A 22,710-nucleotide genomic window follows, 5' to 3' on the forward strand; every position below is an offset into this window, starting at 1 on the left:
CGTCATGGCAGCGCCACGACCACGCACGCCGTCAGAGCTGCGATACAGCGATCGCAAGCTTCGCTCTCGGAGCTAAGCCGAGAGTTCGGGAGCAACCCCAAGACGGTGGCGAAGTGGCGTAAGCGGGCGACGGTCGAGGATCTCAAAACTGGCCCAAGAGAGCCGCGCTCGACGGTCCTGACCGAACCGGAAGAGGCGATGATCGTCGCTTTTCGGCGTCACACGCTGCTGCCGCTCGACGACTGCCTCTATGCCCTTCAGCCGTCGATCCCGCACCTGACGCGCTCGGCACTGCATCGATGCCTGCAAAGACATGGCACCTCGCGCCTGCCAGACGTCGAGGGCGACAAGCCGAAGCGGCAGAAGTTCAAACGCTACCCGATCGGGTTCTTTCACATCGACATCGCCGAAGTGCAGACCGCCGAGGGCAAGCTCTATCTCTTCGTCGGTATCGACCGCACCGGCAAGTTCGCAGTGACCCGGCTCGTCGAGAAAGCCGACAGGCGCACCGCTTGGGAGTTCCTGCAGCACATGCTCGAGGCCGTGCCCTAGCATGTCCACACGGTCCCAACCGACAATGGCATTCAGTTCGCAGATCAGCCTGGGAACCGGACCACGATCCTCTCTCGGCCGATGCGTTTTGACAGGATCTGCGAAGCGAACGGCATCGAGCACCGGCTGACCAAGCCCAACCATCCATGGACCAACGGCCAGGTCGAAAGGACGAACCGGACGATCAAGGACGCAACGGTCAAGCGATACCACTACGACAGCCACGATCAGTTGCGCACGCACCTTGCCGACGTCATGGCAGCTTGCAACCACGCCCGACGGCTCTAAACACTCGGCGGCCTCACGCCCTACGAATACATCTGCAAGATCTGGACCTCAGAGCCGGATCGATTCATCCTCGACCCAATCCACCAGATGCTGGGACTGAACACCTTTGAGGTCCTGTAGGGACGTGGTTCCGATGATGCCGTGGTCAGGACTGTCGCTGGTTTTTGCCAAGCACGCCTATGAGATGGGCACATCGGAATTACATCCAACCAGCATCATGTTGGCAGCCATCGCGCTGACCACGAACCGAAGCATGTTCCCCAAGAACCTCAGCCGAAAGCCGCGACAGCACGCAGGGTGGACCCGAAAAGTTACAACTCAACTGCTCTGGCGGATCAATCATTCTGCGCAAAAAGCTTGACTGGTACGCCCCGTTACCGAAGCCCTGAGTCTAGCAACGTTTTGTGCGGACCACACACGGAAGGAGCTTCACGCCAACGCAAGCCATTGCTTTATTGAAAATATTCGAACGCAGAATGCTGCCATCAACCCTAGGATTGCCGTGCAACTTGGGAACTGAAAAGGGAAATCTTGGCCATCCGCGCGTCGGTCAGGCAGAAAGTCGCTTTTATACCGCTCCGTCCTTTAGGCCGTGAACCAGGCAGCGCGGGCGCGAAAGGCCATTTCTGAATTGACTGGAGCCTGATCGTACCGCAGGTTCGTTAACGTTACGGAAAGGCTGGATTAAGGAAGGTCCACGGCATGCAGGTTACAATCGGGACTGGGATTAACCGGCTTTGCTGCAGTGTGGCATTCTCCATGGCTTGGATTGCGATCACCCCACTCGAGGCGGCGACACTGGACATCGGCGCGACCGCATCCATCGTTGCAGACCTGACCATCGCTGATGGCATTCCGCCCACCGACATAGACGTTTCTTCGGGTTTCGTGACCGTTTTGAGCGGCGATGTCGACAGCGCCGTGAACGACCCGACGGCCACACAAAGCGAGAACGACTTCATCCAGATCGGGGTTTTCGATGATCCGCCACAACCTTTCATCAACACGGAGTCAGACATGACAAGCCTGCCGGATGGAGGCACGGCGCGCGGTTTGTTCTACGTGGAGACGACCATCTCGCCTGGCCCGGGCCCGCGGCTCCGGCCAGTCAACCTGGATCGCGTTCTGAATGGCACGGCGACACTAGCTTTTCCCGACTTGGCCGGGAACGCCAGCGCCGCGAGCGGCTATGAGGTCGGCCGAGACCTGTTCCTGACAAACAACAGCGCAAGCATAACCTACGCATTTTCCATCGACGCCGGCTTCGACATTGCCCTGTCGGCCTCTGCCGACGCTGCCGGAACCGGATCGATGGCTGAGGCGTTTTTCACCCTGGCCTTCATTTCGAGCGGCGACATTGCGTTGACGCTGGCAGGGCCTTTCGATGAGGATACCGGCATCTCGGCCAGCGATCCTGGCACTTCTACGACGACCGATCTCGTGACCAGCAACGGTCTGTTCGACGGCGTGGTCTTCTCGGCCAGCGCCGAGGCAATCGGCACGGGGGCACCCACACTTTCAGAGCTGGATACGACCAGCCGCTTCGTGATGAACACGATTATGGGCCCGGGTTCAACGCTCAGGGTCCGGTTCTTCCAGTCCTTTAACGCGACCACGCACTACGACGACCCTGCCCTGCCGCCAGTCTCCCTGCCCGGCAGCGTTTTGGCGCTGTTGTCTGGATTGGCCGCACTCGGGATGGCACAGCGGAAGCGCCACGATGTTAGGTCATCCTTGCCGCTCCACTGACAGGATATTCTCTCGCTGCAGTGGCGAAACCATACCACGAGAGCCAAATTGTGGGATCAAACACCTAGGCTAAAGACTTCGGTAACAGGTGCCCAAGCGTCCAGAGATTTTAGCCACCCGATACGATCACGGCAGCGGCTTGCTCTGGCTCAGGCAGTTCACCTGCCATCTTGCAGCTCTTTCGCCAGATCCTTTGGGACCATGCTTGCGTCGTTGCTCAGGGCAAGGATTGCAGACATTGTGCTGGTTCCATGCGGCTACGGTATGACCATAGCCTTGGCGTGCTCAGCGAAGCTGTCAACGGTCACGACCACGACATTGTTTGAACCGCGTCGCTTCGGGACCTATTGGCCCGCGGTCACGCAGGCACAGCACTTGGGTTGAGGTGATGAGCGTCGTCTTCTTCTTGAAGATCGTTCCATCCATCTGGATTTGTTGCATCACAACGGCCATGCGCCGCTTCGCCCTCGTCTTTCCTTTCAACTTGGAATGTCCGGCGCACCCATCTGTGCCCTTGCACAGCACAGAGCGACGCGCCCCCGGCTTGTTGCCTCCGGCGTATGCTGCGAGATACGTTACGCGATCGTCAGATGGCCAGGCAGTTTCCGCTTTGAGTTTCTTTGCCGGTTTTTACCCCGGACCGCTCCGGCGCGCTGCCGGGCCGTAGGCATCGGCAAGGGTCCGGCTGACCTTTTCGACGAAGCGCGAAGCGGCAACCGGCAAGGTCCGGGCGCGGCGCTGCCCCACGTAGAGCATCCCGCCAACGACGTCGCGCGGGTCGATGCAGCGACTGACGATGCCCGCGCCTTCGGTACCGTCTGGCGCACCGATTTCGATCTGGAAGGTAATCGCGTCAGTCATCGCCACGTGCGCCTTGAGAAATTCGAACGAATTGCTTTCCATGCTCGGCGGCGCGGCGAAAGTCTTGCCGTACAATGCCTGTTCCAGAAGCGCGCGCCCCCCAAACCCCCGCACCGGAAGTGCGACCGGGTAGGCATAGCACTGCCGCAGGCGCAGCACGTCATAGCGGGCCAAGGGATGATCGACGGCCATGATCGCCATCAGACGTTGCGGAACCACAAGGCGCACATCGTAGTCGGGCACGCTTTTCTCGTTGAACACGAGAACGACGTCGACCGTGTATGACTCCAGCAACTCGGCGGCTTGTTCATGTTCGATAACCACTGATTCGAAGGTGACGTTCGGATGCAGCGCACCATAAGCTGCGATCTCGCGTGGCAGAAAATAGGGAACAAGCGCTTGGCTGCACCCGACGCTCACATGGCCCCGCCGCATTCCGGCAAGGTCAGCGATGCGCGAATTCAGCCGCTCCGTATCAGCCAATGTCTCGCGGATATGCTGGATCACAAGCTCACCCGCAGAATTCAGCCGCACACCCTTGGCCGTCCGTTCGAAGATCGGAAACCCAAGCTCTTCCTCGTAATTCTGTAACCGGCGCTGCACCGCAGAGGGTGTCTGCGACAGCCGTTCTGCAGCAGACCGGATCGATCCGGTCTGCGCGATGGCTTCGATCACGCGAAAGGTCACCAAGTGCTTCATGGCCCAACGCTAGCCAAGCGTTGCATTTTAGGCAACGGAGCGAAGAAAAAATAGCACAAGACAGCAACGCAATCCTTGGTGAGTGTTCTCGCGACAAGGAGGCGAGAGATCATGGCAGGCGACAAGCGCCCCGACAGATGGAGCCGCGAGGGTGAGGCCATCAGCCTCATGCGTCCACCGCGGGTGCCGCGCCCGATCCGCTTCGACGCGCAGCCCGCGCCACTGACTGTGGACTTGTCACGTGCCGCTCTCGTGGTCGTGGACATGCAAAACGACTTCCTTGATCCGGACGGATGGTTCGCCACAGTGCGCGGCGCAGACACATCCGGACTTCTGGGCATCGTGCCCCGGATCAACGCATTGTCGGCCGCCTTCCGCGACAGGGGCGCGCAGGTCATCCACCTGAACTGGGGCATCCGGGCCGATCTTGCCAACCTTCCGGCCAATGTGGTCGACAAAGGGTCGTCCTGCGGCGCGGCGCCTGGATACGGTGACACTATCCCTTCGGGCGACGTGCTGGTGCAGGGCAAGTGGGGCGCATGCAGCGTTCCGGCCATCGACGTGCTGGACGGCGACCTGAAGGTCTTCAAGCACCGCCTGTCAGGGTTCCGCGACAACGAACTGGAGGCGATCCTGCGCCGTCGGGACATAGCTACGGTCTTTTATGTCGGCGTGAACCTCGATCGCTGCGTGTTCGCGACGCTGGCCGACGGCTGTTTCCAGGGCTTCGATGCCGTGCTGGTGGAGGATGCCACAGACACCGTGTCCCCACCACATGTCACCGACGCAATCCTTTATCTCGTCCGCCTTCTTTACGGTTTCACCACGAAAAGCGACGCGCTGCTAGGCGCGTTCCAATCCCCTACAGACACAGGAGCCACGACATGACGCTGACCCGCCGCCGTTTCACCCAGCTTGCCGCCGCCTCGGGCGCGACCGCCCTTGTCGGCGGTCTGGCCGCGCCCGCCATCGCGCAGGGCAAAACACCGATGAAAATGATCCTGAACTGGCGCTACCAAGGGCCGCAATCGTGGTTCTTCCTTGCGCAGGACAACGGCTACTTCGACGAGGTCGGCATCGACATGACGATGGACCAGGGCAACGGGTCCGGCGCCGCCGTCGGGCAGGTGGCGGGCGGCGCCTATGACGTCGGCTTCGGCGACGTGAACGCGCTGATCCGCCTGGCCGCGACCAACCCCGAAGAGGCGCCGATCTGCGTCTATCAGATGTACAACAAGCCACCTTTCACCGTCGGGGTGCTGTCCTCGTCCGACATCGAAACCGCCAAGGATCTGGAAGGACGGCTGCTGGGCGGCGCAGCAAATGACGGCGCGCTCAAGCTGTTCCCGGCCTTCGCCAACGTCGCGGGCCTCGATACGTCTGGCATCGAGATCATGAACTTCCAGTCCAACCTGCGCGAGCAAATGCTGAAATCCGGGCAGGTTGAAGGCGTGTTTGGCTATGTCAACACGATCCGCTTCTCAGCCAAGCTGTCCGGTATGGACCCGGATAGCGAGATCCGCTTCATCTCGTACGGGGATTACGGGATGGACCTCTATTCCAACGGCATGATCGTGCCCAAGAAAATGGTCGAGGAAAGCCCCGAACTTGTGCGCGGGATGATCTGGGCCATCAACAAGGGTGTCGCCGACACGCTGGCCGATCTGGATGCAGCGGTCGATAGCGTCGCCCGCCGCGAGCCGCTGATCAACAAGGCGGTCGAGAAGGAGCGCCTGATCGCCACCCTGCAGGACGAGATGAATCATCCTGAACTGGCCACGACCGGGCTGGGTGCCGTCGATGCGGACCGCTTCTCACGCGCTATCGACATCGTGGTCGACGCCGACGGGCTGCCACGCACGCCGGCCAGCGAAGAGGTGTTCACCGACGCGTTCCTGCCCGCGCCGGACGAACGGATCTACAAGCTGCTGTAGGCTCAAATGGATCTGGAACTGAAAGAGAAGATCGCGGTAGTCACTGGTCCCGCGAAGGGCATGGGCGCCGCGATCTCGCTGGGCTTCGCCGCAGAGGGCGCGCATCTCGCGCTTCTCGGGCGTGACACTGCCGCCATCGAACCGGTGGCCGAAGCGGCACGGCGGTTGGGCGTACAGGCACATATCCTGCCCTGCGATGTCACCTCGGCCGACGCGGTGGACGCGGCCATCGGCGGCGTCCACAACCTTTTCGGTGGGCGCATCGATATCCTGGTCAACGTGGCTGGGGGGACCGGGCCGATCGGCAAGACCGGTGCAGAGACAACGTCGGCTGAGTTCGACGAGATCGTGCAACTCAACATGCGCGGCCCCTTCAACACGATCCGCGCCGTCGTGCCGACCATGCGGGCGCAACGGTCGGGCAAGATCGTCAACGTGGGCGGCACGTTCGGAATGCGCGGGCGCGCGATGCGGTTGGCATACTCCAGTTCGAAATGGGGTCTGCGCGGCTTGACCAAAAGCTTCGCACTGGAGCTTGGACCCGACAACATCAATGTCAACCTCGTGGCCCCGGGCATGGTGGACGGGCCGCGTTTCCGTACCAAAGTCGTTCCGCAGGTCGCCGCGCAGCACGGCCTCACCGAGGACGAGGCGGCCGCGCGACACGCGCAGGACTATGCCCTGCAACGCATCAGCACCGACGAGGACATCGCCGCCGCGACCCTGTTCCTCGCGTCCGAACGGGCGCGCCAGATCACAGGCGTCGACCTGCCGGTCGATGGCGGCTGGGCATCACTGTGAGGAAAGCATGATCGATATGATCCTGAAGGGCGGCACCATCGTCAACGAAACGGGCCGGGAACAGGCGGATCTTGCCATTACGGGCGAGACCGTGACCGCCATCGCCGCGCCCGGTACATTGACCGAAGCGCGCGAAGTCGTCGACGTGTCGGGCCTGCACCTGATCCCCGGCGCCATCGACATGCATGTCCATTTCCGCGAACCGGGGTACACGCACAAGGAAGACTGGGGCACCGGATCGCAGGCTGCGGCGATGGGCGGGGTCACCACCGTTTTCGAGATGCCCAACACCGATCCGCCAACCCGGTCGGTGAGGGAATTCCGTGACAAGCAGGCGCGCGCGCGCAAGTCCTGCGTCGATTTCGGGATCTACGGCCTGCTGGCCGAGGATAACATCGCCGAGATTCCGGGCCTGATCGAAGTCGGCGCGAATGCATTCAAGTGCTTCATGGGCAACACTTTCGGCAACTTGCCCTCGCCATCTACCGGGGCGATGCTGGAGGGTTTCGAGATCATCGCGCCATCCGGCCTGCGCATTTCGCTGCACGCGGAAACCGCGTCGATCATGGCGTGGCGGCAGGCGCGACTGGCGGCCGCCGGGCTGAATGCGCCGCTGCATCACATTGGCGCTCGCCCCGAGATCGTGGCTATAGAAGCGGTTTCACGCGCCGCCGTGCTGGCCGAATGGACTGGTGCGCGCGTTCACGTGCTGCACATCTCGTCCGCCGGAGAGTTGCGCCCGCTGGCCGAGGCGAAGGCGCGCGGCGTGGACATGACGGGCGAGACCTGCCCCTGCTATCTGTTTCTCGACAGCGGCGATTACGACCGACTGGGCAGCGTGATCCGGGTGAACCCGCCGGTGCGCGAGCCGCGCGATAGCGCCGCTATCTGGGATGCGCTTCAGACCGGCGTGGTGGACATGATCGCGACAGACCACGCCCCCCATACGCCCGAAGAAAAACGCAACCCGGTGATCTGGGACGCCGATTGCGGTTTTCCCGGCGTGGAGACGCAGATGCCGCTAATGCTGACCGAGGTCGCCGCAGGGCGCATGACGCTGGAACACTACGTGCGGATTTCGTCGGCCAATCCGGCGAGGGCGTTCGGGATGTGGCCGCACAAAGGGCGGCTCTCTGTCGGGGCCCACGCCGATATCGCCGTACTGGACATGGACCGGCAAGAAGTGATTGCCGCGGACCGTCTGCACAGCCGCGGCAAGGTCACACCGTTCGAGGGACGAACGACAATCGGTGCGCCGGTACACACGCTGGTGCGCGGGCGCTTCGTGCAGCGCAACCGAACACTGGTGCCGGACATAGCCGGGCACGGACGGCAAGTTACCGACATCCAGCGCATGCCGCAGCCCTGCCCCCGCAACACCGACCAGACGCTCGCCCACCTGCTGGCTGCAGGAGGTGCGGCATGACCGACGACCGCTTCGTGCATCTCGAACGGGTGGGCGTAACCTTCGGGACCGGCAAGACCCGGACCGAGGCGCTGACCCCGACCGACCTTGCCATAAAGCGCGGTGATTTCGTGGCGCTGGTCGGCCCGTCCGGGTGCGGCAAGTCCACCATCCTGAAACTGATCAGCGAGCTTCTGAAGCCCAGCACCGGCAACATCTTTTTCGGCGGGCGGGAGTTGGGCGCAAAGCCGCTGCGCGTCGGCATGGCGTTTCAAAGCGCGTCGCTGCTGCCCTGGATGACCGTGCGCGACAACGTCATGCTGCCGCTCAAGATCGTGCCGCCCTTCAAGAAGGACTATCGCGCCGAACGTCACCGGGCCTTCCGCGACCGGGCCGATGCGCTTCTGGCGCAGGTCGGGCTGGAGGATTTCGCGGACAAGAGCCCGTGGCAACTGTCCGGCGGAATGATGCAGCGGGCCAATCTGTGCCGCGCGCTGATCCACGACCCGGATCTGCTGCTGCTGGACGAACCGTTCGGTGCGCTGGACCAGTTTACACGCGAGGAACTGTGGCAGACCCTGCAGGATTTGTGGATCGACCGGGGTTCGACCGTGATCCTCGTGACCCATGATCTGCGCGAGGCCGCCTACCTTGCCAACAGGATTTGCGTGATGAGCCCACGTCCCGGCCGCATCGTCGAGGACCGCGCGGTCGATTTCGTCCGGCCCCGCGCCATCGACATCACATTCGAGCCCGAGTTCGCGCGGCTGGTGCAGGACCTGCGTCGCCTTATCGTGGGCGCACCGAAACCGCCGAAGGCGGACGCGGCATGACCCCGGCAATGCGCAAGTTCGCCTCCGCCGCACTGATCGTCGGCGTATTCGTCTTCTGGGAACTGTTCTGCCTTGTCGCGGGCATTTCCGAACTGATCCTTCCGCGGCCGACCCGCATCCTGGCCGCATTCTGGGAGTACGCGCCCGCGATCTGGCCCCATGCCTGGCAGACACTCTACACCACGCTGGTCGGGTTCGTCTGCGGTGTCGCCATCGGGTTGAGCCTCGGGGTGCTGATCGGATCGTCCAGGCTGGCCTACGACACGGCCTATCCGCTCCTTGTCGGCATATCGTCGATTCCGAAGGTCGCAGTCGTGCCGATCTTCGTTCTGTGGTTCGGCGCGGGCACGGTTCCTGCGATCCTGACCGCGATGATCATCTGCATCTTCCCGATCGTGGTCAACGTCGCGACCGGCATCGCCACCGTCGAGCCAGAACTGGAGGACGTGATGCGCTCTCTCAAGGCCAGCAAGTGGGAAATCCTGTGGAATGTCGGGCTGCCGCGGTCGATGCCCTATTTCTTCGCCTCGCTGAAAGTGGCGATCACGTTGTCCTTCGTAGGCTCGGTCATTGCTGAAACCGTCGCCTCCAACAAGGGGGTGGGCAACATGATGATGATCGCCTCGTCCTCGTTCAACGTGCCGCTCGTGTTTTCCGGCCTGATGGTCCTCGCGGTCATGGGGGTGTCGCTCTATGCGCTCTTCTCGCTGATCGAACGGCGGATGGCAGGCTGGGCCATGCGGAAGTCCAACTGAGTTCTGTCACCCAATGGAAAGGAAAGGAACACCGATGAAAACCCTTCTGAAAGCGGCGCTGGCTGCGGTAGCACTGTCGGCCACGGCCACGGCCCCTGTGCTGGCCGAGGACATCCCGATCCGCTTCACGCTGGACTGGAAGATCCAGGGCGTTCACGCATGGTTCTACCTTGCCAAGGAAAAGGGCTACTTCGCCGAAGAAGGCCTGGACGTGACCATCGACCAGGGCGAAGGGTCCGCCGCGACGGTCACGCGCATCATGTCGGGAGCCTATGACGCGGGCTTCGGCGACATGAACGCAATAATCCAGAACGCGGCCACGACGCCCGAAACGGCGCCGGTGATGGTCTACCAGATCTACAACCAGCCACCCTTCGCGGTGCTGACAAAGACCGGCGGGCCGATCGGTACGCTGGGCGATCTGGAAGGCCGCAAGGTCGGCGCTCCGCCGGGGTCGGCATCCACCAAGCTGTTCCCGGCGCTGGCCGATGCGGCGGGCTTCGACGCAGAGCAGGTCGAAGTGATCAGCGTCGCGCCGAACCTGCAGGAGCAGATGCTGATTCAGGGGCAGGTCGATGGCAGTCTGGTGTTCAACGTGACAAGCTACCTCAACATCATCGGGCTGGGCATGGACCCGGATACCGACTTCACCTGGTTCCCTTATGGCGCGGCCGGACTGGACATCTATTCCAACGGGGTGATGGTTTCTCCCGCGCTTCTGGCCGACCATCCCGAAGCGGTGTCTGGGATGGTCAAGGCCATCGCGCGGGCCATGGCCGACGTCATGGCCGACCCGGAAGCGGGCGTCGCGGTAATCAAGCAGATCGAACCGCTGAGCAACGCGGAGCTTGAGCTCAAGCGGCTGGACTTCGCGCTGACCAACCTGATCCGCTCGGACGAAAGCAAGGCCAACGGCATCGGCGCCGTCGACGAGGCGCGCCTCGCGCGGTCCATCGCGGTGATCCGCGATCTTTACGACCTGCCCGCAACGCCGGAACCCGGCGCCGTGTTCTCTGATGCGTTCCTACCGCCGATGGAGCTTCGCGCCTTCTGATCGCCCTGCACCCGCGCGACCCGCGCGGGTGCGCTTCCCTCTCCATTTTTCGAGGCAGTTTTGCCGGGGACCGCCATGAAGATCACTGTCCATGACGCGCTGGTGGGCGCGGACTACACCCCCTCGGGACCGGTCGAGATCACGCTACAGGACGGGCGCATCGCTGCGCTAGACGCCGCGCCGCCGCCCGCAGGGCCGCGGCGGCTTGCCATCCCCGCGCTGGCAGATGCGCACAACCATGCGCGTCCCCTGTCCACGACCTCGTTCGGATGTGGCTGCAAACCGCTGGAAACCTGGCTGCCGAGCCTTGCCATGATGCCCGCTGTCGATGCCTATACGGCGGCGGCGGCCTCGTTCGCGCGTTCGCTGCGCGGCGGGGCGACCTCGGTCATGGTGCACCTGACGCGGCCCATGGGGCTGATGCCCCTTCCCGAAGAGGCGCGCGAAATAGCCCGAGCCGCGCAGGACGTGGGCGTGGCTATCGGCTTTGCCATCGCGCTGCGCGACCGCAACCCGCTGGTCTATGGCGCGCATGATGCGCTGCTGGCGGCGGCGGACCCCGAAACGCGCGCGATGATCACGGACACATGGCTGCGGCCGCTGCCCGGGGTAGACACGCAACTAGCCTGGGTTGACGCGGTTGCCGACGCAGTAGCAGACCTGCCAGGCCACGTGGACGTGCAATACGGACCGACTGGAGTGCAGTGGTGTTCGGATGCGATGCTGCGGGCGGTGGCGGACGCGTCGGCACACAGCGGCCGCCGCGTGCACATGCACCTATTGGAAACCGCGCCTCAACGCGACTGGGCGGACCAAGAATACCCCGGCGGGATCGTGGCGCATCTTGACCGGACCGGTTTGCTATCGCCCCGCCTGACATTGGCGCACTGCGTCTGGGCGCGACCGGACGAGCTGGCCACTGTCGCGGCACGCGGCGCGCGGATCGCGGTGAACCCGTCATCCAACCTGCACCTGTTTTCCGGCATGGCGCCCGTGCCCGAAATGCTAGAAGCGGGCGTGGACGTGGCGATGGGCCTTGATGGCTGCGCGCTGGACGAAGACGACGACGGGCTGCGCGAGTTGCGCCTTTTTTACCTGCTGAACCATGCACCGGGTTTCGCACGCGGCGGGCTGAGCCGTGCGGGCGCGATGAAAGCGGCCTGCGCGACCGGGCGCGCCGCGCTTGGGTTGTCGGCGGGCGGGACCATCGCGCCCGGAATGCCTGCCGACCTGCTGATCCTTGATCTCGACGCGCTTGACCGGGATGCGCTGATGCCGGTCGATACGCGCGATTTCGTCTTCGCGCGCGCCGCGCGAGGCATGATCGTGGACGCCTACGCCGGTGGGCGGCGCGTGCTGTCCGGTGGGCAGGTCACCGGCGTCGACCTACCCGCACTGGAGGAAAGCTTGCGTGCTGCCTACCGCACGGGCCTTAGCGACCGGGCGGGCCTCATTGCGGCATGGCCCATGATTGAGGCGGGCATCGCCGGTCACTACAAGGGATGCCATTGATGCCACGCAAGGCGAGTCTTTTCCGTTTGTCGATGGGCGATCCTGGCGACGTGTCCGCCATCGAGGCCTGCCTTGCGGATGGTCGACTGAAACCGGATGCCATCGCGGCGATCCTCGGCAAAACCGAGGGCAATGGCTGCGTCAACGACTTCACCCGCGCCTACGCGACGCAGTCGCTCCGCGCAATGCTCGCGCGGTACCTTGAGCCGCACGCGGTGGAAACCGTTCCGCTGGTCATGTCCGGCGGAACCGAGGGCGCCTTGTCGCCGCACTGGATCGTGATCGCGGCGGAGAAAGCGGAGGATGCCGTCACCCCGGGTCCGGCGCTGGCCATCGGCACCGCAATCACACCGCCTTTGTCACCGTCCGAGATCGGCCGCCCGGCACAGGCTTTCCGCGTGCGCGACGCGGTTCGCTGCGCCATGGCGCGGGCCGAAATCGACAGCCCCGCCGATGTGCAGTTCGTTCAGGTAAAGTGCCCGCTGCTGACCGCCGCACGCGCCGCCACGGTTGGCGGCGACGTGGCCACGGTCGACATGCTGAAATCGATGGGGCTATCTCGCGGTGCCTCGGCGCTTGGCGTCGGGCTTGCGCTGGATGAATTGCGCGACATGCCCGGCGACATGATCGGCGCCGACAGGTCGATCTGGTCGTCCCGGGCGTCCTGTTCGGCGGGGATAGAGTTGATGGCCTGTGAAGTCGTCGTTCTGGGGCAGTCACCCGGCTGGTGTGGCCCTCTGCGCATCGCCTCGACGGTCATGGCCGATGCCATTGACGCCGCCAGCGTCCGCTCCTTACTGGCCCGGGTACCGGGCGACCCAGCGCTGGCCGTTCGCGCTGTTCTCGCCAAGGCCGAGGCGTCATCCAATGGCATGGTGCGCGGTCAGCGTCACACGATGTTGGAAGACAGCGACATTTCTGCCACCCGCCACGCGCGCGGCTTCGTCGGCGGAGTGCTTGCCGGGTTGGTCGGCCACACGGAGTTGTTCGTCTCCGGCGGGGCGGAACACCAGGGGCCGGATGGCGGCGGCCCCGTTTCAATCATATACTCCTTGCAGGCATCCGACCTCGGCACTTGAGCAATGCAAAGTGCCCCACTGCAACGATTAGCTTGAACCGGCTGTTTCAAGTGACGGCTTCGCAAGAGCAACCGTTGGCGCATGAAAGCCTCGATCAATTGCGCCTCATCTGCTTGCACAGATCCTGGTGCAGACCTGACGACGCGCCGCACCCTCTCGCTGCAGATCAGCGGGCGCAGGTCTTGCAAAAAGGCGTGTCCGGAATCAGGTCGAGACGCGCGTCCGAGATCGCCTCGCCGCAGCCCTCACAGGTGCCGTAGCTGCCCGAAGCGATCCGCGCCAGCGCGGCATCGATCCGTTTGAGTTCAGCCAAATCAGCCTGTCCAAGCGATTCAAGCACCTCGTCGCCTTGCCGCTCGGAAGCACGGTCCTCCCAATCGGCGGGCGGGGTTTCGTCCAGGGTGTTTTCGACGATCCGCATGTGCCGAGTCAGTTCGGCACGCCGCGTACGCAGAGCGGCTTCGCGCGTTGTGATGTCCATGTCGTCACCTCCTCCAAGCTCAGGCCAGAGTGAAGGAGTCGCGCGGGAAAGCATTGATTTGGATCAAGTTTCGTTGCCGTTTAGCGGTTTCCTTCACACCCGGCGCCGAATTGCGGAACCACGGCAACGCTTCGTTTTCATGCCCTTGCCTAGCAAGAGGACCTGTCTTGTGAGCGCGGTTCAAATTGTTGACAGCTGGCACGGGATACTCTTACCTACCGTTTAGTAGATAATGGAGGAGGAGAAAATAATGGAAGTCCGTGCGAAAGTTCTGGCTGTCGCGGCGACGGGTCTGCTGGCCCTGCCGACGCTGGCCTCAGCGCAAGAGTACCCATGGCAGCCTGACCGACCCATCAACATCATCGTGCCCTGGTCTGCCGGCGGTTCCACCGACCAGGTGACACGAGTGGTCGCCCCGATCCTAGAAGAAGCGCTTGGCGTGGAGATCGTGGTCGTCAACCAGCCCGGAGCTTCCGGTTCGACCGGTACCAAGGCTGCGCTGGACGCGCCGCGCGACGGATACACGTGGACGGCGAACGCGATCGCGAACAACGCGACTTACGCCATCACGGGACTGATCGAGAACACATCGATCGACGACTACGAGATCTACCTGCACGTCGCCAATGCGCCGGTCGTCAGCGTCAATGCCGGTTCGGAGTTTCAGGACTTCACCCAACTGCTAGCGGCCATGGAAACAGGAGATGTCACCGTCGGAACCGCCGGAGTGAACAGCTCGGGCGGCATGGCGCTTGCGGCCATCAAGGAGGCCGCAGAGGGCGATCTACCAGGCGCACGAATGATCACCTATGACGGCGGAAACCCTGCGGTGATCGCTGCGGCTTCGGGCGAGGTGGTGGCGACTACGCAACTTGCCGTGGAACAAACCGAGATGATCCGCGCCGGCCGTTTGCGCGCGCTCACGGTGCTTTCGGACAAGGCGCTGAACGTCGAAGGCATCGACCCGGTACCGCCGATCACCGATTTCATCCCCGACTTCCCGGTGGCCGCGGACTATTTCGGGGTCTTCATCCCCAAGGGCGCACCTGCCGAAGTCTATCAGACAGTGGACCAGGTCTGGCGCGATCACGTGATGAACAGCGATGCGCTTCAGGCGTATGCCACGGATCGCGGCGCGGTGTTTGCGCCCAGCTACGGCGCGGATGCATTGGCCCAGGCGATGCCTGTCGTGATCTCCGAAGCCTGTTCGCGGGTGACGCGGGGCGAGGCGGTCATCGACCCCTCGGAGATCGGGATCGACTGCCCGGCCGAGTAAGTCCACGACGTCGGCCGGGCCTGGCTCCGGCCGACACCGCTTTCCAAAGGATGTTCCAATGAGCATGGCTCTTGCCGATCGCATCTCGGCGGTCGTCTTCTTCGCATTGGGTGTGGCGCTGCTGATAGGCGGCTGGACCATGGAACGGCTCGAATTCCGCCAGATCCACCCCGCATCGATCCCCGGACTGGTCCCGATGATCCTTGGAGTGTTGCTGGCAATTTGCGCCATCCTGTTGTTCATCACGTCCCGCACCGCCGACCGCGATGCCCCCCGGCTGGTTTTCGGGTCATGGACGCGGCTCGGTCTGACGGCGCTGATCTGCACCGGATATGCGGCGGGCCTTGTCGGGTGGCTGAGCTATTTCTGGGCGACCCTTATGTTCACCTTCGTCTTCGCGCTGGTCTTCTCCTTTCCGTTGCACGCAGACCGGCCAGCTCAGGCCAAGGCACTGGCAAGCGCGGCGACACTGGCCATCTGTGTCGCTTGGGGCACCGCCCTTCTTTTCCAGGAAGTCTTCCTTGTGAGGCTGCCGTGAACGGCCTTGCCGATCTGGGCGCGGGGCTGCTGACGCTGGCAACGCCGGAGATGATATTTCACGCGGCCTGGTCGACCCTTCTGGGTATCTTCGTAGGCTCGCTTCCGGGCCTGACCGCGACGATGGGTGTCGCTCTGATGACCACCCTCACCTACTCACTCGATCCGAACACGGCGATCCTCGTTCTGATCTGCATGTATGTCGGCGCGATCTACGGCGGCTCGCGCAGCGCGATCCTTCTCAACATCCCCGGCACCCCCGCCTCGGCTGCCACGTCGCTGGACGGCTATCCACTGGCACTGGCAGGACGTGCCGGCTACGCCATGGGTCTGGCCACGGCAGGCTCTGCGTTGGGAACCATCGTGGGCGTCGTCATGCTGGTGCTGGTGGCACCGCCTCTCGCCGAGGCCGCACTGAACTTCGGCAGCTTCGAGTTCTTCTGGCTCGCCGTTTTCGGCATCCTCGTGTCAGGCCAGCTGACCGCCGACACGACCCCGCTCAAGGGATACATCGCGGGCATCCTCGGGCTGGCCGTCGCCATGATCGGCTCGGAGGGGATTCACGCACATGTCCGTTTCAACATGGGTCTTTCCGATCTCAACGCGGGCATCGCGCTGATCCCGGCAATGGTCGGCGCCTTCGGCTTCGCCGAGGTTCTGACCGCGATGTGGAACCGTGCGGGCAAGCTCGCCGGCAAGAAGGATTCAAGCGACCGGACCATCCCCGACCTCATCGACCTTTGGCGCTACAAGTTCACCATCGCGCGCTCGGGCATCATCGGCACCTTCGTCGGGATCATCCCCGGCGTGGGCGAGGACATTGGCGCTTGGGCCAGCTACGCCGCGGCCAAACGGACCTCGAAGGAAGCCAGCCAGTTCGGTAAGGGCAGCCACGAAGGACTGATCGCCGCGGAAACGGGAAACTCAGCCGTGGTGCCCGGATCGCTGATCCCGGCCCTGACGCTCGCGGTGCCCGGGTCAGCCAGTTCCGCAGTCCTGATCGCGGCACTCTTCATCCATGGCATCCGTCCCGGGCCGTTGATCGTGATCGAACAGCCGCAGTTCATCGGCCTGATCAGCGCTATGGTGCTATTGGCAACGGTGTTCATCGCTTTCTACGGGCTGACGCTTACCCGCCTGTTCGTGCAGGTGCTGCGCGTGCCCTATGCCTATCTGATGCCGGTGGTCTTCGTACTGTGCGTGATCGGCACCTTCGCGCTCAGCCAGCGGCTTTTCGATGTCTACATCATGGTGGGCTTCGGCCTTGTGGGCTTCGTGCTGCGGCAGATGAAATACCCGATGGCGCCGTTGGTGCTGGGCATCATCCTTGGAAGCCTGCTCGACAAGAGCTTGCGCCGGGGCCTGACGCTGAGCGACGGTGATCTCACACCGTTCTTCACCCGTCCCGTGTCGGCGGGCTTCGTGATCCTGATCGTGCTGTCGATCCTACTCAATATCCGCGCAGTGCGCCGACTGGCGGCACGGCCGTGGCACTGGATCCGGGGGCGCCGGGATGCTTGAGCTGTCGTTCTGCAATGAGTTGCTGGACGGCGAAGGGCTGTCCCTACGGGAGCAGGCGGAGCTTGCTGTCGCCCTCGGCTACGCGGGGCTGGAGCTTGCGCCTGCCACGCTGGGGCCCGAACCGCACCGGCTGGATGCCGGCCACGTCGCCGATCTGCGCCGGAGCGTGGAAGCTACGGGCGCGCGGATCACCGGGCTGCACTGGCTGCTCAGCGGCTATCCTGGCCTGTCGATCACCGACCGCGCACAATGGGATAGCACCCGCGCGGTGCTGATTGGCCTCGTCGATCTTTGCGCGCGGCTTGGAGGCCGCGTGCTCGTGCATGGCTCCCCCGGCCAGCGCCCGCGCCCGCCGGGCCTAACCGATGACGAACTCACACAATTCCTGGCCGATTTCTTCGCGCCCGTGGCGGAGGCCGCTCAGGCCGCGGGCGTAGTCTATTGCATCGAACCGCTTGCGCGGCAGGAAACCGCTACGATCACCACCATCGCCGAAGCTGCGGCACTGGTCGAAGCCATAGACCTCCCTGCCTTCCGTACGATGATCGATTGCAAGGCGGCAGGCCTTCAGGAGCCACAGGTCAGCGACCGTATCCGCGACTGGGTGCCGACAGGCCTGATCGGCCATATCCACGCCAATGATACCAATCTCGGCGCGCCGGGTATGGGCAACGACCCGTTCCACGACATCGTGCGGGCATTGGTCGACACCGGCTGGTCGGGCACGGTGGGGGTGGAACCGTTCCGCACCTGCGTCGACGCCCGCATCACTGCGGCCATTGGGATCGCCACGCTACGCAGTTGCGAAAGGGCCCTCGCATGACGACGCTGCGCATCCTGTCGGCCAACTGGACGGAACGCGCGGTCGCCATGCGACTGCCCTTTCAGTTCGGCAGCACCGAGGTCTGGCACGCGCCCGAAGCGCATCTGCGCGTCTTGGTCGAACAGGACGGCGTCGCCTGCGCAGGGCGTTCCGCGCAACTGATGGTGCCGCGCTGGTTCGACAAGCGGCCGGACCTGACCAACGAGGACACGATCGAGGAATTGCGGGGCACCGTCCGCACGGCCTGCGCGCAGGCAATCGGCCGCACCGGCCCCTTGCCCGCACTGATGCGCGATCTGCGCACGGACGTGGCCAACGACCTTGCGGGCGTCCCCGCCCTTGCGACGGGCTTCGGCTGCGCCCTGCTGGAAATGGCGATCATCGATGCGCTGTGCGCGGCAGCGGACCTGCCCTTCTGGCAGGCGGCGCGCGACGATCTTTTCGGGCTGGCCGCACACGTTCCCGACGGCCTTGCGCCCGACGACATTACCCGCGCCCTGCGCCGGATCGGCCCGCCGACCCGGATCGCGCTGCGCCACACCATCGGCTTCGGGGCCCCGCTGCGCGCCAAGGATGTGCCGCCCGAGATGCGCCCTGACGCGCTGCCCGTAAGCCTTGACGAGGTCATCGCAAGCTTCGGCATGGCAGCCTTCAAGATCAAACTGAAAGGCGACCCGCAGGCGGACCTGTCCCGCTTGCGCGACATCGCGGCGGTGATTTCCCCGCTCGGGAAAGTCTCCGCCACGCTCGATGCAAACGAACAATACAACCCCGGCGACTTCGCCGATTTCGCCGCAGCCTTCGACGACGATCCGCAGCTTGCGGACCTGCGCGCCGCTACGCGCTTCGTCGAGCAGCCCTTTGCGCGTGAGATCGCGCTTGATACCCCGGCGGGCGGCCCCCTGCCCCTTGTCATCGACGAAAGCGACGACGGCGAAGACGCCTTCGCGCGGGCGCTGGTGCAGGGCTGGTCCGGCACCTCGATCAAGAGCTGCAAGGGCGTCTTGCGCGCGCTGCTAAATAAGGCGCGGGCCGAGGTCGCAGGGGCGATCCTGTCGGGCGAAGACCTGACCTGCCAGCCGGGCCTTTGCTGGCAGCAGGACACCGCGATGATGGCGGCCTGCGGCGTGCCCGACGTGGAACGGAACGGACATCATTTCGCGGGCGGGCTTCAGGGCGCGGAAGCTGCCGAAAAGCGCCACTTCCTGACGGCGCATGGCGACATCTATGGCGGCGACGCCACGCGCCCCACCCTGCGGATCACGCAAGGCGGCATAGCCATCGCATCGCTCAATGTAGCGGGCTTCGGCTGCGCGACTGCAGAACTGCCAGACCCCGCCGCCCAAGACACCTGACGCAAAGAAGAAGAAAGGCCTCAGCCATGAAACAAAAGAGGATCGGCATCATCATGCACGGCGTGACCGGTCGAATGGGCATGAACCAGCACCTGATCCGGTCGGTCATCGCCATCCGCGATCAGGGCGGCGTGAACTTGAAGGATGGTACGGCCCTAATCCCGGATCCGATCATCGTCGGGCGCAACGCGGACAGGATCGAGGCACTGGCACAGACCCATGGGATCGCCCGACATACAACGGATCTCGACGCCGCGCTTGCCAATCCAGATGACGCCATTTTCTTCGATGCTGCCTCGACCCAGATGCGGCCCGGTCTTCTGCGCCGCGCCATTGATGCCGGAAAGCACGTCTATTGCGAGAAGCCGGTCAGCGAAAAGCTGGAGGACGCGGTCACCATCGCGCGGCACGCAAAGGGAGCCGGCGTCAAGAACGGCATCGTGCATGACAAGCTGGACCTTCCCGGCCTTCTCAAATTAAAACGGCTTCGGGATCTGGGTTTTTTCGGCAAGATCCTCAGCGTCAAGGGCGAGTTTGGATACTGGGTCTTCACCGGCGACGACCTCACGCCACAGCGCCCGTCCTGGAATTACCGCGCCGAGGATGGCGGGGGCATCATCTCGGACATGCTGTGTCACTGGCGCTACGTGCTCGACAACGTCGTGGCGCCGGTGAAATCGGTCAGCTGCCTCGGCTTCACGCATATCGCCGAACGGCTGGACGAGAGCGGTGCGCGCTACAAGGCGACGGCAGACGATGCGGCCTATGCGACCTTCCTGCTCGACGGACCGGACGGAGAAATCGTGGCGCATATCAATTCCAGCTGGTGCACGCGGGTGCGGCGCGACGATCTGGTGACCTTCCAGATCGACGGCACACACGGGTCGGCCGTAGCCGGGTTGCACAAGTGCTACACCCAGCACCGCGTCAACACGCCGAAACCCGTGTGGAACCCGGACGAACCCCAGCGCCTCGATTTCTATGACGGCTGGGAAGAAGTGCCCGACAACGCGGTCTTCGACAACGGCTTCAAGGTGCAGTGGGAGCAGTTCCTGCGCCATGTGGCCGAGGATGCGCCATTTCCCTATTCACTGGCTGAAGGTGCCAAGGGCGTACAACTGGCGGAAGCCGGATACGAAAGCTCCCGCAGGCGTTGTTGGATCGATCTGGAGGATCTGGCTATATGACCCTGACGCTGAACCTGCCGGGCGGTGCCGTGACGCTGGTTGCCGGTCCCGTACCGGAGCCACCGCAGGCCTGGACCCGAACCGCCTATGCCGCCACCCATGTCGTCGCCGACCCGCTGGCGGAGTGCGATCCTTGGCTGGAGGCTGCCATCGACTGGGACCGCACGCTTGCCTTTCGCGAGCATCTCTGGTCGCTCGGTTTCGGCGTAGCCGAGGCGATGGACACCGCGCAGCGCGGCATGGGGCTGGACTGGCCCACGTCGCTTGACCTGATCCAGCGATCCACTGCGATGGCGAAGACGGGAGGGCACCTGATCGCCTCAGGGGCCGGGACTGACCACCTGGCCCCTGCCCCAGACGTCACCATTGACGACGTGATCGCCGCCTATGAACAGCAGTGCGAGGCGGTCGAGGCAGCGGGATCTCGCGTAATCCTGATGGCGAGCCGGGCACTTGCGCGCGCGGCCGCCGGACCGGAGGACTACGCCCGCGTCTATGAGCGCGTGCTGTCGGGGCTGTCCCAGCCTGCCATCCTGCACTGGCTGGGAGAGATGTTCGACCCCGCGCTGGAAGGCTACTGGGGGTCGGCAGACCACATGGTCGCGATGGACACCGCTCTTGGCGTGATCACCGATAACGCAACCCGGATCGACGGAATCAAGATCAGCCTTCTGTCCGAGGAGAAGGAAATCGCCATGCGTGCGCGATTGCCCGAAGGCGTTGCGATGTATACCGGAGATGATTTCAACTACCCCAGCTTGATCGAAGGCGACGGAGTGCGCCATTCCCACGCGCTTCTGGGCATCTTCGACCCCATCGCACCGGCGGCCTCGCGCGCGCTTTCTCGGCTGGCTGCGGGCGACTTGGCAAGCTATCGTGCGGCCTTCGCACCGACCGTTCCGCTGTCGCGCCATATCTTTCGCGCGCCGACGCGATTTTACAAGACCGGGGTGGTATTCATGGCCTACCTGAACGGTCACCAAGATCATTTCACGATGATCGGTGGCCAGGAAAGCACACGCTCCACCCTGCATCTGGCCGAAATAATGCGGCTTGCGAACGCGGCCGGGCTGTTTGCCGATCCGGACCGGGTCGCGGCACGGGCGCGGCCCGTGTTCGCCGCTCGGGGGGTCGCGCTGTGAGCGGGCTGGAAGCCAAGCGGCTGTCGCTGAACACCGCCACTGTTCGCGAGCAATGGACCCTTGCCGAATGTATCGACGGCTGCCAGCGCCACGGGATCGGCGGCATCGCGCCATGGCGCGACAAGCTGCACGAAATGGGCGTCAGCGCGGCTGCGCGCGCAATCAGATCGGCGGGACTGACCGTTACCGGACTCTGCCGGGGCGGTTGGTTCACAGAACGCGGGGCGATCGATCGCGAAACGATCGACGACAATCGCCGCGCCGTGGACGAGGCCGCCGAACTGGACGCGGCCTGCCTTGTCATGGTGGTCGGCGGGTTGGCGCGGGACAGCCGCGATCTGCACGGGGCGTGGGCGCTTGTCGAGGAGGGGCTGGCGCGCACTCTCGAGTATGCACGCACCGTCAATATGCCGGTCGCCATCGAACCGCTCCATCCAATGTATGCCGCCGACAGAGCATGCGTGAACACGATGCGGCAGGCGCTGGACATATGCGACAGGCTTGGCCCGGGCATCGGCTGCGCTGTCGATGTCTATCACGTTTGGTGGGATTTTGAATTGGCCACGCAGCTTGAACGCGCGGGTCCCGAGCGAATCCTCGCGTTTCACCTTTGCGATTGGCTGGTGCCAACCCGCGATCTGCTGACCGACCGCGGCATGATGGGTGACGGCGTCATAGACTTGCGCGGTCTGCGGGGTCTCGTGGAAGCGAACGGCTTTACCGGGCTGGGCGAGGTCGAGATTTTTTCCTCGCGCGATTGGTGGACGCGTGCGCCTGATGTCGTGCTTTCGACCATGATCGAACGGGGCCGTACCGTGTGTTAGGAGGGTTCTTCTTTCGGCCCGCAGGACGATTGCGTAAAAGGC

20 protein-coding genes and 1 pseudogene are annotated in these 22,710 nt (G+C 63.9%); 19 read left to right on the forward strand and 2 right to left on the reverse strand.

Going from position 1 to position 22,710, the window contains the following annotated elements:
• Together DKT77_RS02280 and DKT77_RS02285 are read left to right on the forward strand one after the other, a co-directional pair.
• Positions 1–960 (forward strand): annotated as a pseudogene (locus DKT77_RS02280) (IS481 family transposase); the annotation flags it as partial.
• Positions 961–1,542: 582 nt separating this feature from the next.
• Positions 1,543–2,589: a hypothetical protein gene (locus tag DKT77_RS02285; RefSeq protein ID WP_146204939.1), complete on the forward strand. Its 1,047-nt coding sequence runs from the start codon at positions 1,543–1,545 to the stop codon at positions 2,587–2,589.
• Between the two features lie 630 nt (positions 2,590–3,219).
• On the opposite strand, the gene DKT77_RS02290 is transcribed toward DKT77_RS02285, so the two are convergent.
• Entirely contained in the window at positions 3,220–4,137 is a 918-nt protein-coding gene (locus tag DKT77_RS02290; protein WP_238547631.1) for a LysR family transcriptional regulator, read from the reverse strand.
• 123 nt (positions 4,138–4,260) lie between these two features.
• On the opposite strand from DKT77_RS02290, the gene DKT77_RS02295 reads away from it, so the two are divergent.
• From DKT77_RS02295 to atzD, 9 genes are all read left to right on the forward strand, one after another.
• Complete coding sequence (locus DKT77_RS02295) at positions 4,261–5,037, forward strand: cysteine hydrolase family protein (RefSeq protein ID WP_109810134.1); 777 nt, start codon at positions 4,261–4,263, stop codon at positions 5,035–5,037.
• Entirely contained in the window at positions 5,034–6,083 is a 1,050-nt protein-coding gene (locus tag DKT77_RS02300) for an ABC transporter substrate-binding protein (protein WP_109810135.1), read from the forward strand. The genes DKT77_RS02295 and DKT77_RS02300 overlap by 4 nt, the downstream gene beginning before the upstream one ends.
• A 6-nt stretch (positions 6,084–6,089) precedes the next feature.
• On the forward strand, positions 6,090–6,884 hold the full coding sequence (locus DKT77_RS02305; RefSeq protein WP_109810136.1) for an SDR family NAD(P)-dependent oxidoreductase: 795 nt from the start codon (positions 6,090–6,092) through the stop codon (positions 6,882–6,884).
• A gap of 7 nt (positions 6,885–6,891) precedes the next feature.
• Entirely contained in the window at positions 6,892–8,310 is a 1,419-nt protein-coding gene (locus DKT77_RS02310) for a dihydroorotase (RefSeq protein ID WP_109810155.1), read from the forward strand.
• Positions 8,307–9,122 carry an ABC transporter ATP-binding protein gene (locus DKT77_RS02315; protein WP_109810137.1) on the forward strand — a complete coding sequence of 272 codons (816 nt, stop codon included), beginning with the start codon at positions 8,307–8,309 and terminating at the stop codon, positions 9,120–9,122. The genes DKT77_RS02310 and DKT77_RS02315 overlap by 4 nt, the downstream gene beginning before the upstream one ends.
• Positions 9,119–9,877, forward strand: a complete 759-nt coding sequence (locus DKT77_RS02320; protein ID WP_109810138.1) for an ABC transporter permease — start codon at positions 9,119–9,121, stop codon at positions 9,875–9,877. Before DKT77_RS02315 ends, DKT77_RS02320 begins: the two co-directional genes overlap by 4 nt.
• A 34-nt stretch (positions 9,878–9,911) precedes the next feature.
• Positions 9,912–10,931 (forward strand): ABC transporter substrate-binding protein, encoded by a 1,020-nt coding sequence (locus tag DKT77_RS02325; RefSeq protein ID WP_109810139.1) that lies wholly within the window; start codon positions 9,912–9,914, stop codon positions 10,929–10,931.
• A gap of 75 nt (positions 10,932–11,006) precedes the next feature.
• Positions 11,007–12,443 carry an amidohydrolase family protein gene (locus DKT77_RS02330; protein ID WP_109810140.1) on the forward strand — a complete coding sequence of 479 codons (1,437 nt, stop codon included), beginning with the start codon at positions 11,007–11,009 and terminating at the stop codon, positions 12,441–12,443.
• A complete protein-coding gene (gene atzD / locus DKT77_RS02335; protein ID WP_109810141.1) occupies positions 12,443–13,522 on the forward strand; it encodes a cyanuric acid amidohydrolase in 1,080 nt (359 codons plus the stop codon). The genes DKT77_RS02330 and atzD overlap by 1 nt, the downstream gene beginning before the upstream one ends.
• A 166-nt stretch (positions 13,523–13,688) precedes the next feature.
• On the opposite strand, the gene DKT77_RS02340 is transcribed toward atzD, so the two are convergent.
• Entirely contained in the window at positions 13,689–14,003 is a 315-nt protein-coding gene (locus DKT77_RS02340) for a TraR/DksA family transcriptional regulator (RefSeq protein WP_109810142.1), read from the reverse strand.
• Positions 14,004–14,253: 250 nt separating this feature from the next.
• On the opposite strand from DKT77_RS02340, the gene DKT77_RS02345 reads away from it, so the two are divergent.
• From DKT77_RS02345 to DKT77_RS02380, 8 genes are read left to right on the forward strand one after another with little or no spacing between them, the layout of a single operon-like run.
• Entirely contained in the window at positions 14,254–15,279 is a 1,026-nt protein-coding gene (locus DKT77_RS02345) for a Bug family tripartite tricarboxylate transporter substrate binding protein (RefSeq protein WP_109810143.1), read from the forward strand.
• Positions 15,280–15,337: 58 nt separating this feature from the next.
• Entirely contained in the window at positions 15,338–15,817 is a 480-nt protein-coding gene (locus DKT77_RS02350) for a tripartite tricarboxylate transporter TctB family protein (protein WP_109810144.1), read from the forward strand.
• Positions 15,814–17,337, forward strand: a complete 1,524-nt coding sequence (locus tag DKT77_RS02355) for a tripartite tricarboxylate transporter permease (protein WP_238547632.1) — start codon at positions 15,814–15,816, stop codon at positions 17,335–17,337. The genes DKT77_RS02350 and DKT77_RS02355 overlap by 4 nt, the downstream gene beginning before the upstream one ends.
• Positions 17,330–18,160, forward strand: coding sequence for a sugar phosphate isomerase/epimerase family protein (locus DKT77_RS02360; RefSeq protein ID WP_109810145.1), 831 nt, complete (start codon positions 17,330–17,332; stop codon positions 18,158–18,160). The genes DKT77_RS02355 and DKT77_RS02360 overlap by 8 nt, the downstream gene beginning before the upstream one ends.
• Positions 18,157–19,515, forward strand: coding sequence for an enolase-like domain-containing protein (locus DKT77_RS02365; protein WP_109810146.1), 1,359 nt, complete (start codon positions 18,157–18,159; stop codon positions 19,513–19,515). Before DKT77_RS02360 ends, DKT77_RS02365 begins: the two co-directional genes overlap by 4 nt.
• A 26-nt stretch (positions 19,516–19,541) precedes the next feature.
• Entirely contained in the window at positions 19,542–20,702 is a 1,161-nt protein-coding gene (locus DKT77_RS02370) for a Gfo/Idh/MocA family protein (protein WP_109810147.1), read from the forward strand.
• Positions 20,699–21,844, forward strand: coding sequence for a dihydrodipicolinate synthase family protein (locus tag DKT77_RS02375; protein WP_109810148.1), 1,146 nt, complete (start codon positions 20,699–20,701; stop codon positions 21,842–21,844). Before DKT77_RS02370 ends, DKT77_RS02375 begins: the two co-directional genes overlap by 4 nt.
• The gene (locus tag DKT77_RS02380; RefSeq protein WP_109810149.1) at positions 21,841–22,668 is read left to right on the forward strand and encodes a sugar phosphate isomerase/epimerase family protein; all 828 of its coding nucleotides are present in this window, start codon (positions 21,841–21,843) and stop codon (positions 22,666–22,668) included. Before DKT77_RS02375 ends, DKT77_RS02380 begins: the two co-directional genes overlap by 4 nt.
• Positions 22,669–22,710: the final 42 nt, after the last annotated feature.

This window comes from Meridianimarinicoccus roseus (genome assembly GCF_003172915.1).
Classification (GTDB): domain Bacteria; phylum Pseudomonadota; class Alphaproteobacteria; order Rhodobacterales; family Rhodobacteraceae; genus Meridianimarinicoccus; species Meridianimarinicoccus roseus.

Bases quoted from the DNA above. Each gene is read 5' to 3' on its own strand.
- DKT77_RS02285 (WP_146204939.1), top strand. From the start codon at position 1,543: ATGCAGGTTACAATCGGGACTGGGATTAACCGGCTTTGCTGCAGTGTG.
- DKT77_RS02295 (WP_109810134.1), top strand. From the start codon at position 4,261: ATGGCAGGCGACAAGCGCCCCGACAGATGGAGCCGCGAGGGTGAGGCC.
- DKT77_RS02300 (WP_109810135.1), top strand. From the start codon at position 5,034: ATGACGCTGACCCGCCGCCGTTTCACCCAGCTTGCCGCCGCCTCGGGC.
- DKT77_RS02305 (WP_109810136.1), top strand. From the start codon at position 6,090: ATGGATCTGGAACTGAAAGAGAAGATCGCGGTAGTCACTGGTCCCGCG.
- DKT77_RS02310 (WP_109810155.1), top strand. From the start codon at position 6,892: ATGATCGATATGATCCTGAAGGGCGGCACCATCGTCAACGAAACGGGC.
- DKT77_RS02315 (WP_109810137.1), top strand. From the start codon at position 8,307: ATGACCGACGACCGCTTCGTGCATCTCGAACGGGTGGGCGTAACCTTC.
- DKT77_RS02320 (WP_109810138.1), top strand. From the start codon at position 9,119: ATGACCCCGGCAATGCGCAAGTTCGCCTCCGCCGCACTGATCGTCGGC.
- DKT77_RS02325 (WP_109810139.1), top strand. From the start codon at position 9,912: ATGAAAACCCTTCTGAAAGCGGCGCTGGCTGCGGTAGCACTGTCGGCC.
- DKT77_RS02330 (WP_109810140.1), top strand. From the start codon at position 11,007: ATGAAGATCACTGTCCATGACGCGCTGGTGGGCGCGGACTACACCCCC.
- atzD (WP_109810141.1), top strand. From the start codon at position 12,443: ATGCCACGCAAGGCGAGTCTTTTCCGTTTGTCGATGGGCGATCCTGGC.
- DKT77_RS02340 (WP_109810142.1), bottom strand. From the start codon at position 14,003: ATGGACATCACAACGCGCGAAGCCGCTCTGCGTACGCGGCGTGCCGAA.
- DKT77_RS02345 (WP_109810143.1), top strand. From the start codon at position 14,254: ATGGAAGTCCGTGCGAAAGTTCTGGCTGTCGCGGCGACGGGTCTGCTG.
- DKT77_RS02350 (WP_109810144.1), top strand. From the start codon at position 15,338: ATGAGCATGGCTCTTGCCGATCGCATCTCGGCGGTCGTCTTCTTCGCA.
- DKT77_RS02360 (WP_109810145.1), top strand. From the start codon at position 17,330: ATGCTTGAGCTGTCGTTCTGCAATGAGTTGCTGGACGGCGAAGGGCTG.
- DKT77_RS02365 (WP_109810146.1), top strand. From the start codon at position 18,157: ATGACGACGCTGCGCATCCTGTCGGCCAACTGGACGGAACGCGCGGTC.
- DKT77_RS02370 (WP_109810147.1), top strand. From the start codon at position 19,542: ATGAAACAAAAGAGGATCGGCATCATCATGCACGGCGTGACCGGTCGA.
- DKT77_RS02375 (WP_109810148.1), top strand. From the start codon at position 20,699: ATGACCCTGACGCTGAACCTGCCGGGCGGTGCCGTGACGCTGGTTGCC.